Genomic DNA, 13,861 nt, shown 5'->3' on the forward strand with positions numbered 1-13,861 from the left:
GTGTTGTCTCTGCACCCCGCCGCACCCTTCCCCAGGCGGGGCATCAGACATCTTCCGCAACCAGATCCTTCGCCCATCCCGCCACCGATTCACGCTCTTTGACCATATCGCGGGTAATAACCATTTCAGCCGGAACATAATCAACCATGAAGCTGAAGCAATAGGTATCCCAGCGATCGGGAGACGGCAGGCCCATTTCCTTACGCATTGTCTCTTTGGGCATCATGCACCAGAGCCCCAGCTCGTTCAGCTTGCACGGCAAACGTGAGGCCTGGTCGAGGGTCTTCTCGTGGCGATCGAGGCGCAGGCGGCCGGTTCGCACGGCATCGCGCGTCATGATGTTGGCGTAGGCGCGTTTATTGAGGAATCGTTTCTTGTCGTCCTGGGAGAAGCACGGCTGACCCCAGCGTATGCGCTGCACCCGCCGCCCGGCCTCCTCCAGAATCGTCGCTGTATCGGCCCCTACGCCGTCGCCGTCAAAGGCATAGGAAAGGTTAGGGTACTGGTCTGGCGTGTACTCAGCGGCCAGCAGACGGCCGAAGTTGACCGGATCGATAGTACCCGGCCATTCCCTCACGGACACCGGCACCACGCGGCGCTCGTAGCGATCGCCGCTGACGCGCACCAGGGTGGCCACGGAGCTGTCGCGGCCGTTGCCGACGTCGGCCAGCAGCAGCCAGCCCCAGCCCTTGGCCAGCTTCGGTGTGGATTTGGTGGCGCGTTCGCACTCGTCGCGTGACAGCAGGTTAGCGGCGCTGGTGCGCGGGAACTCGCCCCGGACCTTAATCATGTATTCCGGCGCGTCACGGGACCCGCCGTATTCGCGGATCTTGGTACGGATAAACGCCGTGGTAACCAGCGGCGACTGCTCGGAGTTGAGCTTGATCGCCGTGTAGCCTTCCTTGTCGCCCGGGTGACGCTTGGCCAGCTTGTAGTGACAATCGTAGAAGTAGCCGCTTGGACGCGTTGGCTGGCTCAGCAGCAGGATGCGGTTGTCTTCCTCGGTCAGAGCGCCGGTCATTACCCCGAAGGCCTTATCCGAGACACCAGAGGCCTCATCGACGATGTAGAAGAGGTGTTTGGCGTGCTCACCGGCGAGGGATTCTTCGTTACCGATACGGCAACCCTTCGGGCTGACGAACCATACGCCCTTACTGGAGCGTTCGAAGAAGGTCGTTTCCGTCAGCACGAAATACTGCTCCACCCACGGGTGACGGCGGCAGAGCTCACGGTAGTTGATTTTGAGGTACTTCCAGACGACCTGCTGTACCTGGCCGATTTTGTTGGCTACCACCACCACACGGGCGCCGGGAAAGCACAGCATGTAGATAAGGATCATGATACTGGTCATGTCCGACTTACCGGTACCGTGGCCGGAAGAGACGGCCGTCTTGGCGCCGGTTTCCTGCGTGGAGTTGAGGATCAGCTCCTGCTGCCAGGTGGGGTGTTTACCGAACACTCCACCGCGGCCGTCGTCCAGTCATAACGGTACCGGCGCACCAGGTCACGGTAGCGCGGGTCGCGGGTAATGGAGCGTATCTTGGCCATTACCAGGTTTCCTCTGGCTCAGCGTTCGGGTCGTCGTCTTCGTCGTCCGGAAGGGCGTCATCCGGTGTCCATGCGTCCACGACATCCCCCACCAGCACGCCCTCGCCGTCTGCACCGTCGGTACCGGTGAAGTCGTCCTCCTGCAGGAGCTCGCCGGCCTGGTGTGCGGCCTCGTTGGCGATGATGCCGGTAATCTCTTCATTACGGGCCAGAAGCCACTCTTCGCGCACCCGCTGCTGCTCGCGGTAGGCGCGGGACTCTGCCTCGAGCTCCTCGTCAGTGACACCGCCTTCCTTATGGGCGGTAGGCTCTATCCAGCTCACCTCTTTGAGCATTTCCGCGTGCAGCGATGGCGGGTACTCGAGGTGCTCCAGGTCGAACAGGCGCGCCGTCTCCAGGGCTGACAGCTCATTGTCCACCCGGTGTTTCATGATGGCCCGGGTATGCTCGATACGTTCGGCCAGCGGCATCGGGTGCCGGTTCCACTCGGCCAGTGCCTGCTTGCGGGCATCGAGCGCTTGTTTCTGCCGGTCGAGCTCGAACTTCATCAGCCCCAGCTTGTGGCGGGCGATCGCCGACTCCAGCTCGGTCATGCGCTGGCTGGTACCGAAGATAGCCTGCGCCTCAACCTGGTCGCGCGGCATCGGCTGGCCTTCCTCATCCACCCACGGCGAGCTGTCGTAGTCCTCGGCTATCTTCTTGAGGATCTGGTTCTGCTTGCGGTACATGGTCATGTACCGGCCCTGGGCTAAAACGAGGTCGCGGTTATCCAGCCCGGTGGCCAGCGCCAGCTCCACGATGTCGTCGTCCATTTCCAGCAGCGAACAGTAACCGCCGAAATCCATGTTATGGGTGCCGCCCACCTCGCCGTATAACGCGGGCAACGCGGCATCATTTGGGCGCGTCGGTGAATGATCCCGGAAATTCTGATCACGCGTGCTGGCCGGGTGATCAGCGTGTGTGTCGCCCCCCGCTTTTTTGCCCTTACCTCCCCCCGGACGCCTTGCCGGGTGCGGGCTCCCGCTTTCCCCGCCCCTTATTGTGATCAGCCTGATTGTGATCAGAATTTTGATCACCACCGTTTTGATCACTGTTTTGATCACTGTTTTGATCACGTTTTCGGGCGGCCCGCTGGTCGGCGGACATCTGGCGGACTTCCGCGCGCAGCACCTTGCCGACCTTCAGGACAGGGGCCGGTTCGTCGGGGGTTTTCGGGGGCTTCTTGCTCTTGCTGGCGGGTTTCTTACCGGCGGGCTGGTTGGCCTGCGCCACGTTGATAGCGGGCTTCATTTCACGACGGACGGTATTCGGGTTAAGACCGTTAGCCTCGGCATATTGCGCGAGCGTCAGCGTGCTGGCGTACTGCTCCAGGTAGTTAGCTATGTGATACTGCCAGTCCGTCTTTGCCACGCCCGCGCCTCTGTTATGCCCGCTTAAAAACATCCTAACGATTTTTCCTATCTATTAATCTGTAAACCAGAAACAAAAACAGGCACCGGTTCGGTCGCATATGAAGCGTACAATCGCCCCGTATTAATACCACAAAATCCCTGTTTGCTTTTTTTGCCCATTTTTAGCCATTTTATGGAATTTCAGTACCTTAAAATGTGGTGGCGACGTGAAGAGCTCCGCGACGCGAATTATTATTCAGTTTTTTTAGAGGAAAATAGGTTCTTTTGAGAGCCACTTACGGCTATCATGTCGTCTGGCTTATCAGCCTCATCTGACATCAAGGAGCAAAGAAGATGAACGTTAAAAAAATTAAAGCAGCGGCAGAACATCCTAACCCTGAATAGCCATTTATTGCGCTGGTAGCACTAGACGACGGCAGCGGCAACATCGCCTGTTCGTTCCATGACGCTGAAGGTGCCCTGTATGAAACCCACCAGCCCTCACTGATCGAGCAAGATGCCTCCGCCGGGTTCGGTTCCTCTCACATGAGCAACAGCGTCTGGGAAACCGCTTTACCGTGCGTCGTAACCCTACCAAACCACTGACTACCCTAGATCCGGCCTACCAACTCCGTTCTGGCCGTTGATACGATGTCTAAAGCGAATCTGGCGGTGTAGCGTGCGTGGTTGGCTGCACCCTGCCGGTGGAACAGTTCTATAACCGCGGCGACGCCTCGCAGCCGGTTAACCTGACCCGTATTCAGGCCAAAAAAGACAACCTCATGGGCGGCTGCACCAACGCGTACGGCGCGTATGAGCCCCCGGTCATCATGTCCGTTACCGTCTACCCGGAAGCCCTGCCAGCCTATTACTACTGCGCCACCCGTGAGGAAGGTAACCAGTCCTACCCGGAAGAGCATAAGACGCTGGTCGTTGACCTGGGCGAGTTTACCGCCGATTACGCCATCATCAGCACCGGCGACGAGATCGTGGACTTCAGCACCCATGAACACGGCATTCACCTGATGGTTAGCCACTTCCGCACCCTGCTGGCGCGTGAACGTCACATTGAAGACGTGCAGTCGATGCCAGACTCGGACGTGAAGGCCGTGATCAGCCGTGGTTACATCGGTTCCTCACTGGAAACCCCGCAGGCTATTGCCGCCCGTATCGACGTTTCTGATCTGGTTACAGAGGCTGCTGAATACCTTAACAACATGCTACAGGCCGATACCGCTGGTAAGGGCCTGCTGGTTACGCAGTGCGTAGCGGGCGGGATGTTGCTTAAAGAGTGTGGCGTACTGGATACGCTCATCATGCTGGATCAGCACCCTGCGTATCTGGCCGGTACGCCATCGGTGCGTCGAAACATCCTGATCAATGAGTTGCTGGCCCTGCTGGGTCAGCCGTCCACCAGCCAGAAAGTGACGTGGTAACAGCGAAACCTGTTACGCCGGTTGTAGAGGAAGTACCGGTGCAACACGCACCTCAGACCGTGCAGACGCCACCAACGGAAACGAAGCAAACTCCTGCGCACAGACCAGCCCTGCCGAAAATGGGCCAGTAACCGATCCGCCAGCATAAATAAGGCTCCTTTTGGGGCCTTATTTTTGAAATTTAGAGGGGAAAACTTCACTTTTGACACCGATGGAGCATAGGTTTGACGCGCTTTTTGACACAAAAGCTGAAGAAATCAGCAGTCGATCAAATTTTCATTTTTTTCTGAAATATTGACATGACATCCAAGCCTTACGGTACGGGCACTTGCGATTTTTTATTGCTTGACAACCTCAATTTAACCTCAAAATCAACTCTTGTTCAGGAAATAAACTCCTTTAGAATAATCACTGTCAGTCATAGAGTTAGAAAGACCAGACGCAAAAAACCCGACTGGTAAGGTCGGGTCTTTGCGGTTCCGGATGAGCTGGTAACTCAACCGGGGGGTACTCTCTTTAGCTGACAGGAAAAATGATACGCGAATATTTTGGTCGCGGCAAACGACGTTTAGATACAAAACACACCAAAAGCCCTGGCTTTGTAGAACGGGTGGTACCGCGATACAAAGTGCTCTCATAGGTTGGAGTGCTCTCTTTAGCTGACACGTAAGAGAAAAAAACCGATGTAACAGGCCATTTGGAGTAGACGTCGGTGCTCTCCCTCCGCATCGTTGGAGGTACGTATGATTAGTAAATTAATCATCGTTCTGAAAGGCCTGATCGTCGTTGCAAAACTGGCGCTCGAGCTTTTAGAACAAATCAGTAAGTTTTTTGACTGATACGAAAACAAAAGGCGCCTTCGGGCGCCTTTCTTATTGGTTAATGTGCCGGTTCCGGCGGGCTCTCCGCCTTTTTCAGCACGTCCTCCACCCGTCCACGATATTGCAGCAACAAGCCCAGCGTCGCGTCATCCAGCGCGATAGAGTCACCCGCATCGGTGCGTATCCAGACCTGGTAGCCGTCGAACCGGGCATACACTCCATCATGAATGTAGGTTTCCTGCGACGGATCAAACGGCGTACTCCACGGGAAGAGCGGTATTTCCTGTTCCATCTTCTCTCCTCAATGACTCTTCGACAGGTGCGTAATGCGCATCTGCATGACCATCACACCCTGCTGGCTAATCTCCTGGTGTAGGCGTGTCCAAGCGTAGAACTCCTTCACCAGCGCCGCAGAGACGGCAAGATCGGCCTTCCCGCCCCGTGCATGAAACTCACTGGCGATACGCTGGCACATAGCTTCACCTTCCTCGTGCGGGAACGGTGTGGCGGCGAGCAGCTGATCGCGTTCCTCATCAAGCACGTCGTAGATATGGCGCTTCTCAAAGGTGACGCTATCCCCGTCGCGCAGGCCATGTCTGGCCGTATGCAACAGATCGTTGTTGATACGTCCCGTTACGGTGTCACCTTCGACAGCCGTCACCGCCACCCAGAAACGCTCCCGATCTACGCAGACTTTCACGCTGACCCGACCACAACCGAATCCAGTTCGGTCTGGCCAGGTGCGGCGAAGGTATCCGGGTAAAGGCGCTCCATACGTTGTGCATCTTCAAACGTAGCCATTGGCGCTTAATCCAGTACCAGTTGGGTGACGCGGCAGTTATACAGCGCCGCCAGCTTCTCTAGCGTGGTCTTCTGGGGTTTCTTGCGCTTCTCCATATTCGAGACACCGGCTTGTGTGATGCCCAGCTCTTTGGCCACGTCTTCCTGCGACAGCCCCCGGAACAGGCGCCAGGCAACGTGCATGGGTACGCCCTCCTTCCGGTGCAGCTTGACGACCTCGTGAGGGTACGTCTCAACGTCGCTTTCGCCCGCCTCAACGGGCACGGATTCATACAGCTCGTCCAGATCGCTTTGTGCCACCAGCCGGTTAAACAGGCTGATAGGGATAATGGCGCTGATCCGGTTGCCGTTCTCGTCAGTCACATATTGTACTTTGCTCATGATTACTCTCGTCATTGTGAGGTTCAGTGCTTAGCCATTCATGAAGAGGCAGGTTCCGGCGGGTTTCCCCGCCGCTCCTGTTAGCGTTTTTTGTAGGTTGTTGTGGTTCGTTTCAGCACTTCCAGCACCTCGATAATCACGGGTTCCCCTTTGATTACCGTCCAGAGAACCCGGTAGTTGCCTACTGCTAACCGCCACCGCCCTTTCTTGTCATCCGTCAGCTTCTTCACGTTCAGGTGTGGAATGTTCGGCCACTTTTGCAGTTCTTCCACCCCCTCCTCTATCGCGTCACCGTCAGCGGTGGGGAGCTTTAGAAGTTGTTTGGTGGCTTTACCCGTCCAGACAATTTCAGGCATTTGCCTCTTCATGTTTTTAAAGAACATATCCCTCGTGGGATGAGTCCAATATAACATAATTTAGTTATTTCTAAACATATTTAGTTATATATTTAGTTATTTAGTGATATCCATCACCCGCAGCGGGCAGAAAAAAAGCCTCCGCAGAGGCTTTCACTCAGGCCGCCGTGGCGTCAGTCGGGGGATCAGTGGCATGAAAATCTCATGCACGCGGGGCTGGGACAGGAAGGCGTCTTTCACCAGCACGCGCAAGCTTTTACCGAGCGTGCCGAACAGGCCGTAGCTCGTTCAGTTACAGTCCGCCCCATCCTTCCTCTTCTCGCCGCTGTTGCAGGTGTAGGGGCCGCTGGACACGCCCATACAGCACGGGCAACGGAATTGCTTGCTGGGGATCGCCGCCTGCAATGCGCCAAGGCTGGCAAACACCGTCACATCCTTGATGTTAGGGAAATTGGACTGCTGGTAATAGTTCGGGGCTGTGTAGCCCCGCGCCTTCTCGACCGCCGCCAGCACTTCGAGCGGCGTCACCTCCAGCAGGGCGGCATACTCCGCGGTGAACTTACGGATGAACTGCACCGTGCGCACGATGCTATCCGCTGAAAAGCCTGAGCATTTCGACTGAATGCCTGCCAGCAGGCCCTCGTATTCATCCACCAGCGGCTTGATGTTCTCGCTTGTCATTGTGCGTCTCCCTGCGCCGATTGCTGGGCGGCGATGATCTTCTTCTGTCGTGCCTGGAAATAGTCGAAACAGACATCCATTTCCGCATCTATGGATACCAGTTCGCGCTCAAAGTATGCCCGCGCGTCTGTCTCGCTGGCTGGTGGCAGTTCGCCGGGGCCTTCGAGGGCATCGATCAGCCACTCGATCCCGGCGTCTGCACCCTTGCCATGCTCGCTTTCAATGATGGCCGCACGCATGGCCAGTATCATTTTGCCAAACAGCAGATCCGCCTCCTTATAACGCATACGAATATACTGGTTTTCCTCGCGCAGCAGCGCCACCTCAGCCAACGTCGCCGGTTCGTCTACCCGGTGGGCCATCAGACGAACATCAGGATCGGCGCTGGCCATCAGCTTCGTTACCTGTTCATTACTCAGTTTCATCGCTTCCACCTTCTCCCCGCCCATCAGTGAAGCACCACGCCCGGCGCTGCGCCGCGCAGGGAGCTATCTGGCTCGTCTTCGCGCTCACTCTCAGCACGGCAGGACTCGCAGTCACACGGGGTTGTGCTGTTGTTACGCACTTACAGCACTTACAACATTTTCACCAACTCCGGGGAAATATGTTCCGATTTGAGCATTTCAACGGCGCCCAGCATGTTCATAGGGGCTGGCGTTTTGCAGCTGTCGATGTAGGAGCTCAGCACAATACCGTGAATCCCGTCCTGCACCTCGATACAGAAGCCCGCCACCATCGGGATATTGTGCGCCATGCTGAGATCCTGCATTTCCATGGTCAGCTTATGCAGCCGGGACACGGCGTCCTCGTCGGCAGTAAAGTCGAGGATGGGTTTGTGTTTTTCGTTGTTGTTAGGCTTATCCATTTAATCTTCCCGGTAGATTTGCATTGCGAATAGTTAGTTGCCCAGATTCACACTGACAGCGTGGGGATCAGCTCGTGTCCCTTCAGTACAATTTCAGGGCTCAGCATTCCGCGCTTTATCGCCCACACTGCTCTCTCGGGCCCCAGCGCCTTCATGAGCGCCCGGCAGTCAAACACCCGGCCCGGCACAGCACCGGCGCGCGGCCGTGGATGGAACAGCCCGCGTCGGTGAGGTATACGCACGTAAGATCCTCTTTGTGCGCCAGCATCCGGATGCCCTGGGCGGCCAGTTCGGGCTTGTCTGATACTGGCTCACGTCTTCTCCGAGCTCGGGGCGCAAGCTGATCGCGTCCCCCTGCAGCACAGTGTGCAATCGTCACAGGGCACGGCGCTGGTGCGCACAGACACGGCCCTGCTACGCACCTTGTCAGCGGCCATGCTTGTTAGCCTCACGAAGGGTCACCGGCGCGGGAGTGTAGCCCTGTTCGATAGCTGACAGCGCCGCTGGGGTCATCTTCAGCGCCTCGGCGCCGGCCATCAGCGTAAAGCCCGCCCGGGTGCGGCGACTTTTCAGAATCTGGCCGTACTCAGCCCAGCGCAGGGCCTGCGCCGGTACCTTTCCCTTGCCTTCACAGCGGAAACAGGTCACCGCACCATAGCGGTGCTTAGATAAGTCCCGGCCGCCGTTGATGAACGCACTTTTGCAGCCCGCGCCCGCGCAATCTGTGCAGGTGATCAACTCACTCATAACTGGCCCCGATCTTGTCGTTGAACATCACATCGGTAACCAGCTCAACGATGTTTTGCGGCAGGCCATCCACCAGCGCCTCCACGTTCGCCGTGAACTCACCCGGCCGGTTCGTAATAGGTTCGATAAGCACGGCCTTTTTCAGAGCCGTCATCAGGCGTAAAACGCGGCTGTTACCCCAGCCGAACAGGCGCGCCACGTTCACGGCGGCCAGTTGGTCCTGGTGGCTATTCAGCAGCTCCAGCAGGGCCTGACATTTTGTGTTTTCCATTTGCATCACAGCACTTCCCCGCTAACCCGATAATCCATCCCAAGCCGGTCAGCCTCACGGCGCGCCAGGGTCATCAACAATTCACCACGGCTGCTGAACCTCGTTACATCCACCAAATCGTCCAGCATCTTTCTTTCGGTCAGTGAGATACGCAGTCCGCGCAGCTCGAGGATCCCCAACTGACGTTCACGCTCACGACGATCCCGCTGATAGTCCGCTTCCTTTTTATGGTTCCGGCGGCGAACCGGACCCGGTTTGCGGCGTTTTACGATCTGAATCGCTATTATTTCCCTCGCGTTAAACCCATTGATTTGCGCAACAGAAAATCGTTAGGATGTTTGAGGGGGTAGGGCGCCGCAATGGCCCCCCTTAACGTCAGTCGGTTTTCTTTTCCAGCCCGTTCTGCACGGCCACACGGTCAATCACTTCACGCCAGGCGCTCAGCGGCAGGTCACCAAGTTTGGCGATCGGCTGGTTCTTCGTGTTAGTCAGCATCACCCGGCGCTTGCGCACGCCCTCACCCGGGATCGCCAGCTCCCACCAGTGGCGGGTATTGTTAAACAGCACGTTGGCGCCGTACCCGGCCGCGATCGCTTCCAGGTCCCGGCGGAAAATGCGCGGCCCCTGGTTACAGTCCCAGCCCAGACGGTCAGTCGGGGCATTCTGCAGATCGAGAGCCTTACCGCTATCGCTCAGCATATACAGGTGACCCCAGCGCAGTACGCCCGGTTTCACTTCCACAAGGTAGCCCGCGTCAATCAGTCCGTGCGCGGCCATGGCGCTGGCTGCAGGTACGCCCTTGGGCTCCTGGGCTTCGCCGTCCATCAGCACCACCAGCTTCGCTCCGGACAGCAGGGTCTGGCGGCGGTGTGCGGGCACGCTGGCCATCGGGCGGATCATCAGGTACTCCGCTGGTCCGCTCTTCAGGGCGCGGACGATATCGGCGCGCTTGCTTGTCATCTTCACTGTTCGTTGTTCTCCTTTTCTGCCCAGGCAACATTACGCGGCCACGTCGGTATGGATTCACCCGGGGCAAGGTGACGATACTGCATAAGCAACTGATATGCCTCCTCCACCCCTTCAGCCAGCGTGCAATAGTAGCCCTGTTCGGCCAGCAGGCGCAGCTTGAATATCTGCGCTTCGCTGATACGCCCGCCCTTCGCTTTCAGTTCCAGACGGCAACCGTGATATACACCACGCGGCATATCGACCATAACATCAGGGTAGCCATTTTTCAGGCCGCTGGCCGTCATCATGCCTGCCGTCTTTCCTGGGCGGTAACCCCCGTTCGGGATCGCACTGGTCAGAGCATACAGCTCCGGGTCTGCGACCTCGATACGGGCGAACAATTCGACCTGCTCGTAATACTCCTGGTTCCCTTTCCGTAGGTCCGGCTTCTTCGCCAGCATGGCCATTGCCACGGCATGAGGCGAAACGTAGCCCGGGTCACCGAGGCGCGCGCCTACAGGGCGCTGTACCTTCTTTTTGCTGGAGGGCTTGCTGGTCGGGTTCGACAGATTGAAGCTCTTTCCGGAGCCGCTGCGCAGGCCCTTTTCGGCCCACTTCTGACGGCGTTCTAGTTGTGTCTGCAGAAAGTCTTCCCCGAACCGTGCCATTCACTCTCCATCGTTCATGATTATGTAATTTAATTACTGTCTTAGGATATTAAAACAACCGACGCGCCCAAAAGAATGACTTAGATTCAGGTTAATTAAAAAGAGTTCAGGCGTCTTGATGTGAGGGAGGGAAAAAGTGGTGAAAAAGTGATAATAGGAGCGAAAAATTTGATCCGGGATCCCTAAAATGATCTTCCAGGCGAAGCGATACCAGGATACTGTATGTCCCTGAAACGAAGAAACCCCACGTTCTCAGGCGCGGGGTTTAATCGGGTAAATGAGTTTTCTCAGGACTCATTTGCCGGGTAACTGAACCGTGGGAGCGGACCAGTCACCATAATGTAAAGTCAGTGTATCTGCCTTAAGGCATATGTTCAAGCCGATTAAAGCAGCAATATGGGAAAATTTCCCATCACCTCGCACTATTTTTCCGCTCCCTGGTTCCAGTTACCGCATTGGCTAACGCCTTTGGCGGCGATTTACCGTGCCTGCGCGACGTGGAGTGGAGAGATAAGTCCGCGCGTGGACGCGTTAGCCTGGGCCAGACGGGGAGTCTGATTACAAGGCCCAGCGTTGGAGCGAGCACCCAGTAGGTCAAGCAGTGCCGGAACAGGTGAGGAGTGCGATACCGCCACCGAGGAGAAAGAGCGGATATCCGGCTGCAAAATGAGACGGGGTGTGATGTCAGGACGCAATCAGGGGAGCGCAGGCGGGTAACTACCTGTATCTCAAAGCTGGCACGGTTTCGCCTACTTCTGGCTTGTAGCGTCGCTTTTTTGTGATGCTCGTCAGGAGTAGCGGAGCTATGGAAAAACAGCCACCAACATTACCGTTTAACGCCCGCCCTGCTTATGCTGAAGTAACGAACCGGAGATGAGCCATGAACATTGATCGAGTGATCGCGCTGTTTGAAGGCAACGAGATTGAAGCACAAAATTGGATGAGTCAGCCTAACAGGGCCCTGAAATGGAAGACGCCATCAGAGTTGATGGCGTCCGAAGCGGGGACCGATGAGGTTATGAAACTGATCACTCGTCTGGAGCACGGTGTGTACTCCTGAGCCTCTGCGGGCCTACACGGGGCACTCATCACTGGCCGCACGGTTGATGAAGTAAGTCCATTCACTTCCTCTGCAGCGCTCCCTTCCATCGTCTCGCCGTCATTGAATATAAGCGACTTCCCCATTACCCAGGCGAACTGGGTACGGCCTCCAGACAGCACCAACAACACCTGCCCATTAACGAGCTGGCTGATGGGCTCAATCACCGCAAAGCCCGTTGAGGTATCCAGTATTTGGGTGTCGATGCCAACGCCGCAGATCTTCTCTGGAGTGAGCCTGCTCTCTACGTAGTCGTTAGCGGGTGATGCGAAGGCCATCAGAGCACCCTCCCCATAGTACGCAGCATCCAGAGTTTATTCTGGCTGTCATCGGGTGTCTTATCGACGAAAAACGTCTGGTTTTGCTCTATCCAGTTGTTGGCGTCTTGCCAGTTGAAGTGCCAGTGAACTTTCGCCAGCTGGCTGATGAAATCGTCAGTGCGCACACACTGAAAACCCTTCGGATTGTTATGTATTGCTGCGACAAATGCGCTATGAATTTCGTATCGGCGGACCATGATCTACGCTCCTTTTTACTGTTTTTATATACAGTATTTTTTATGAAAGTGTAGATCAAGGTGGTTTACAAGATAGGCTGCTCTGTTCTTAATCGATGAAAAGCGCAGGTGAAATTCCAAAGCGCGCTGCCAGCGCTTTGATATGGTCTAATGATAATTTACGCTCGCCTTTAAGCACGCGAGATACCATCGATTTTCCGCCAATCTCCGGTAAGTCGGAGAATGTTAAATCATGTTGGCTTATAAGAGTGCGTAATACCGCAACGCCTGTAGGGATCGCGGCTAATCGCGCGTTAAATTCTGCATATTCCGGCGCGGTACTTTCGTATTCTTTAATTTTCGCAGCGACGATCTCAAAGAGTGGGTTGTCTGTATCGTTCGCGTCGAAAAGATTTTCTACAAATTCCAGCGCGGCGGCGTGCTGTTCTTCGGTATGAATCCCAGCGATGAAAGGCGCAACGGCAAAAAGCGCCGCGCCTGCTTTAGTGATTTCTGGCATGTTCATTTTATCTTTCCTTTCTTCGCTTTGGCGTTGAATACGTCATACTCTTTATGAGTAAAAATACCTTTTACGAAAACGATTTGATTAACAAAGTCGATTTTCAAAACAGCTCGCCATTCGTTATGACCGATATCGATAATGTAGTGTCTATTCAGATCCTTATGGTTGTCCAACGAGCGGAAAAATTTTCTTAGGTCTTCCGGCGTTGCGAAAGAGCCCTTTTCTATCGTCTTAGCCATTTCGATAAGCTCAGCAGCCGCGCGCGGAAATTTTTCTGCTGCCTCCCTGATCGTCTTCCTTGAAATTAAGTGCATTTCGAGCGCTCTGTGTTGTCTGTATGTCAACAGAATATCTTTTTGTTGCCTAATGGTCAACTTTATGCGCACAAAAAACCGCCCTTTGTGGGGGCGGTAGAGCTCCGGGGAAAGTTCGGCTGCGACCCTCTCGCACCAGGACGCAGGTACCAGCGGATTTTCTGTCGCCTTGCTGCGAACGGTATAGTAATACTCATCCATAGGGGCGTGCTGCGTGTCGTAGAAATAGCCCTCGTTCAGGTACGCTTCGGACACCATCAGCAGGCGGTTGTCCTCTTCAGTGAGGCCCCCCAGCAGCGCCTTCAACGCCGAATCGGGTATCCGACCTGAGCCTTTATCCCGACACGTTTCATCAGTCGCCAGACTCTGTTGACTCCGCACTGTTGCCCGCTGTCCCGCAGATCCAGATGGATCTTGCGATAACCATAGACGCATCCCGATTCCAGCCAGAACTGTTTAATCTGTCCTGTCAGTCTCAGGTCTGCCCGATGGCGTTGTGAATGCGGCTGCTGAAG

21 protein-coding genes and 1 pseudogene are annotated in these 13,861 nt (G+C 55.8%); 2 read left to right on the forward strand and 20 right to left on the reverse strand.

Annotated features, from left to right (window positions below; all coding sequences use genetic code 11):
• Nucleotides 1-43: 43 nt before the first annotated feature.
• The 4 genes from WFM46_RS08700 to WFM46_RS08715 all read right to left on the reverse strand — a co-directional run bounded on the left by WFM46_RS08700 (nucleotide 44) and on the right by WFM46_RS08715 (nucleotide 2,958).
• Nucleotides 44-1,459 carry a terminase gene (locus tag WFM46_RS08700; protein WP_246843654.1) on the reverse strand — a complete coding sequence of 472 codons (1,416 nt, stop codon included), beginning with the start codon at nucleotides 1,457-1,459 and terminating at the stop codon, nucleotides 44-46.
• Complete coding sequence (locus WFM46_RS08705; RefSeq protein WP_256369320.1) at nucleotides 1,423-1,548, reverse strand: hypothetical protein; 126 nt, start codon at nucleotides 1,546-1,548, stop codon at nucleotides 1,423-1,425. The genes WFM46_RS08700 and WFM46_RS08705 overlap by 37 nt, the downstream gene beginning before the upstream one ends.
• Nucleotides 1,548-2,393, reverse strand: coding sequence for a DegT/DnrJ/EryC1/StrS family aminotransferase (locus tag WFM46_RS08710; RefSeq protein WP_139157128.1), 846 nt, complete (start codon nucleotides 2,391-2,393; stop codon nucleotides 1,548-1,550). The genes WFM46_RS08705 and WFM46_RS08710 overlap by 1 nt, the downstream gene beginning before the upstream one ends.
• Nucleotides 2,394-2,532: 139 nt before the next feature.
• Entirely contained in the window at nucleotides 2,533-2,958 is a 426-nt protein-coding gene (locus WFM46_RS08715; protein ID WP_114388477.1) for a hypothetical protein, read from the reverse strand.
• A gap of 664 nt (nucleotides 2,959-3,622) precedes the next feature.
• On the opposite strand from WFM46_RS08715, the gene parM reads away from it, so the two are divergent.
• Nucleotides 3,623-4,375, forward strand: coding sequence for a plasmid segregation protein ParM domain-containing protein (gene parM, locus WFM46_RS08720; protein WP_234600376.1), 753 nt, complete (start codon nucleotides 3,623-3,625; stop codon nucleotides 4,373-4,375).
• An 879-nt stretch (nucleotides 4,376-5,254) separates the two neighbouring features.
• On the opposite strand, the gene WFM46_RS08725 is transcribed toward parM, so the two are convergent.
• From WFM46_RS08725 to WFM46_RS08780, 12 genes are all read right to left on the reverse strand, one after another.
• A complete protein-coding gene (locus WFM46_RS08725; RefSeq protein ID WP_114388488.1) occupies nucleotides 5,255-5,488 on the reverse strand; it encodes a hypothetical protein in 234 nt (77 codons plus the stop codon).
• Nucleotides 5,489-5,497: 9 nt separating this feature from the next.
• Nucleotides 5,498-5,896, reverse strand: a complete 399-nt coding sequence (locus WFM46_RS08730; protein ID WP_234600377.1) for a DUF2314 domain-containing protein — start codon at nucleotides 5,894-5,896, stop codon at nucleotides 5,498-5,500.
• A 107-nt stretch (nucleotides 5,897-6,003) separates the two neighbouring features.
• Complete coding sequence (locus WFM46_RS08735; RefSeq protein ID WP_114388490.1) at nucleotides 6,004-6,378, reverse strand: helix-turn-helix domain-containing protein; 375 nt, start codon at nucleotides 6,376-6,378, stop codon at nucleotides 6,004-6,006.
• A gap of 80 nt (nucleotides 6,379-6,458) precedes the next feature.
• Entirely contained in the window at nucleotides 6,459-6,734 is a 276-nt protein-coding gene (locus tag WFM46_RS08740; protein ID WP_114388536.1) for a type II toxin-antitoxin system RelE family toxin, read from the reverse strand.
• A 288-nt stretch (nucleotides 6,735-7,022) separates the two neighbouring features.
• Entirely contained in the window at nucleotides 7,023-7,415 is a 393-nt protein-coding gene (locus tag WFM46_RS08745; protein WP_114388491.1) for a hypothetical protein, read from the reverse strand.
• Nucleotides 7,412-7,840, reverse strand: coding sequence for an ead/Ea22-like family protein (locus WFM46_RS08750; RefSeq protein WP_234600378.1), 429 nt, complete (start codon nucleotides 7,838-7,840; stop codon nucleotides 7,412-7,414). Before WFM46_RS08750 ends, WFM46_RS08745 begins: the two co-directional genes overlap by 4 nt.
• Nucleotides 7,841-7,989: 149 nt before the next feature.
• Nucleotides 7,990-8,280 carry a hypothetical protein gene (locus WFM46_RS08755; RefSeq protein ID WP_114388493.1) on the reverse strand — a complete coding sequence of 97 codons (291 nt, stop codon included), beginning with the start codon at nucleotides 8,278-8,280 and terminating at the stop codon, nucleotides 7,990-7,992.
• Nucleotides 8,281-8,706: 426 nt separating this feature from the next.
• On the reverse strand, nucleotides 8,707-9,027 hold the full coding sequence (locus tag WFM46_RS08760) for a helix-turn-helix domain-containing protein (protein WP_114388494.1): 321 nt from the start codon (nucleotides 9,025-9,027) through the stop codon (nucleotides 8,707-8,709).
• On the reverse strand, nucleotides 9,020-9,298 hold the full coding sequence (locus WFM46_RS08765) for a hypothetical protein (protein ID WP_139157131.1): 279 nt from the start codon (nucleotides 9,296-9,298) through the stop codon (nucleotides 9,020-9,022). Before WFM46_RS08765 ends, WFM46_RS08760 begins: the two co-directional genes overlap by 8 nt.
• Nucleotides 9,299-9,303: 5 nt before the next feature.
• The gene (locus WFM46_RS08770; RefSeq protein WP_256369321.1) at nucleotides 9,304-9,426 is read right to left on the reverse strand and encodes a hypothetical protein; all 123 of its coding nucleotides are present in this window, start codon (nucleotides 9,424-9,426) and stop codon (nucleotides 9,304-9,306) included.
• A 247-nt stretch (nucleotides 9,427-9,673) separates the two neighbouring features.
• Nucleotides 9,674-10,264, reverse strand: a complete 591-nt coding sequence (locus WFM46_RS08775; protein WP_139157132.1) for a hypothetical protein — start codon at nucleotides 10,262-10,264, stop codon at nucleotides 9,674-9,676.
• Complete coding sequence (locus tag WFM46_RS08780; protein WP_114388497.1) at nucleotides 10,261-10,914, reverse strand: VRR-NUC domain-containing protein; 654 nt, start codon at nucleotides 10,912-10,914, stop codon at nucleotides 10,261-10,263. Before WFM46_RS08780 ends, WFM46_RS08775 begins: the two co-directional genes overlap by 4 nt.
• 880 nt (nucleotides 10,915-11,794) lie before the next feature.
• Here WFM46_RS08780 and WFM46_RS08785 point away from each other — a divergent pair.
• Complete coding sequence (locus tag WFM46_RS08785) at nucleotides 11,795-11,974, forward strand: MbcA/ParS/Xre antitoxin family protein (protein WP_114388498.1); 180 nt, start codon at nucleotides 11,795-11,797, stop codon at nucleotides 11,972-11,974.
• Nucleotides 11,975-12,290: 316 nt separating this feature from the next.
• Here WFM46_RS08785 and WFM46_RS08790 read toward each other — a convergent pair whose 3' ends face one another.
• The 4 genes and pseudogenes from WFM46_RS08790 to WFM46_RS08805 all read right to left on the reverse strand — a co-directional run.
• Nucleotides 12,291-12,530, reverse strand: a complete 240-nt coding sequence (locus WFM46_RS08790; protein WP_114388499.1) for a hypothetical protein — start codon at nucleotides 12,528-12,530, stop codon at nucleotides 12,291-12,293.
• Nucleotides 12,531-12,618: 88 nt separating this feature from the next.
• Nucleotides 12,619-13,035, reverse strand: a complete 417-nt coding sequence (locus WFM46_RS08795; RefSeq protein ID WP_114388500.1) for a helix-turn-helix domain-containing protein — start codon at nucleotides 13,033-13,035, stop codon at nucleotides 12,619-12,621.
• Nucleotides 13,032-13,604: a type II toxin-antitoxin system HigB family toxin gene (locus WFM46_RS08800; RefSeq protein ID WP_309236370.1), complete on the reverse strand. Its 573-nt coding sequence runs from the start codon at nucleotides 13,602-13,604 to the stop codon at nucleotides 13,032-13,034. The genes WFM46_RS08795 and WFM46_RS08800 overlap by 4 nt, the downstream gene beginning before the upstream one ends.
• Nucleotides 13,605-13,663: 59 nt before the next feature.
• A pseudogene (locus WFM46_RS08805) lies at nucleotides 13,664-13,861 on the reverse strand (IS3 family transposase); the annotation flags it as partial.

This window comes from Leclercia sp. M50 (genome assembly GCF_037150775.1).
Classification (GTDB): domain Bacteria; phylum Pseudomonadota; class Gammaproteobacteria; order Enterobacterales; family Enterobacteriaceae; genus Enterobacter.

What these genes read in the sequence shown, in the direction of transcription:
- WFM46_RS08745 (WP_114388491.1), bottom strand. Translation starts at nt 7,415, where the DNA reads ATGACAAGCGAGAACATCAAGCCGCTGGTGGATGAATACGAGGGCCTG.
- WFM46_RS08750 (WP_234600378.1), bottom strand. Translation starts at nt 7,840, where the DNA reads ATGAAACTGAGTAATGAACAGGTAACGAAGCTGATGGCCAGCGCCGAT.
- WFM46_RS08735 (WP_114388490.1), bottom strand. Translation starts at nt 6,378, where the DNA reads ATGAGCAAAGTACAATATGTGACTGACGAGAACGGCAACCGGATCAGC.
- WFM46_RS08725 (WP_114388488.1), bottom strand. Translation starts at nt 5,488, where the DNA reads ATGGAACAGGAAATACCGCTCTTCCCGTGGAGTACGCCGTTTGATCCG.
- WFM46_RS08780 (WP_114388497.1), bottom strand. Translation starts at nt 10,914, where the DNA reads ATGGCACGGTTCGGGGAAGACTTTCTGCAGACACAACTAGAACGCCGT.
- WFM46_RS08800 (WP_309236370.1), bottom strand. Translation starts at nt 13,604, where the DNA reads ATGGTGTCCGAAGCGTACCTGAACGAGGGCTATTTCTACGACACGCAG.
- WFM46_RS08760 (WP_114388494.1), bottom strand. Translation starts at nt 9,027, where the DNA reads ATGAGTGAGTTGATCACCTGCACAGATTGCGCGGGCGCGGGCTGCAAA.
- WFM46_RS08765 (WP_139157131.1), bottom strand. Translation starts at nt 9,298, where the DNA reads ATGGAAAACACAAAATGTCAGGCCCTGCTGGAGCTGCTGAATAGCCAC.
- WFM46_RS08740 (WP_114388536.1), bottom strand. Translation starts at nt 6,734, where the DNA reads ATGCCTGAAATTGTCTGGACGGGTAAAGCCACCAAACAACTTCTAAAG.
- WFM46_RS08705 (WP_256369320.1), bottom strand. Translation starts at nt 1,548, where the DNA reads ATGGCCAAGATACGCTCCATTACCCGCGACCCGCGCTACCGTGACCTG.
- WFM46_RS08790 (WP_114388499.1), bottom strand. Translation starts at nt 12,530, where the DNA reads ATGGTCCGCCGATACGAAATTCATAGCGCATTTGTCGCAGCAATACAT.
- WFM46_RS08710 (WP_139157128.1), bottom strand. Translation starts at nt 2,393, where the DNA reads ATGGATTTCGGCGGTTACTGTTCGCTGCTGGAAATGGACGACGACATC.
- WFM46_RS08770 (WP_256369321.1), bottom strand. Translation starts at nt 9,426, where the DNA reads ATGCTGGACGATTTGGTGGATGTAACGAGGTTCAGCAGCCGTGGTGAA.
- WFM46_RS08795 (WP_114388500.1), bottom strand. Translation starts at nt 13,035, where the DNA reads ATGAACATGCCAGAAATCACTAAAGCAGGCGCGGCGCTTTTTGCCGTT.
- WFM46_RS08785 (WP_114388498.1), top strand. Translation starts at nt 11,795, where the DNA reads ATGAACATTGATCGAGTGATCGCGCTGTTTGAAGGCAACGAGATTGAA.
- WFM46_RS08755 (WP_114388493.1), bottom strand. Translation starts at nt 8,280, where the DNA reads ATGGATAAGCCTAACAACAACGAAAAACACAAACCCATCCTCGACTTT.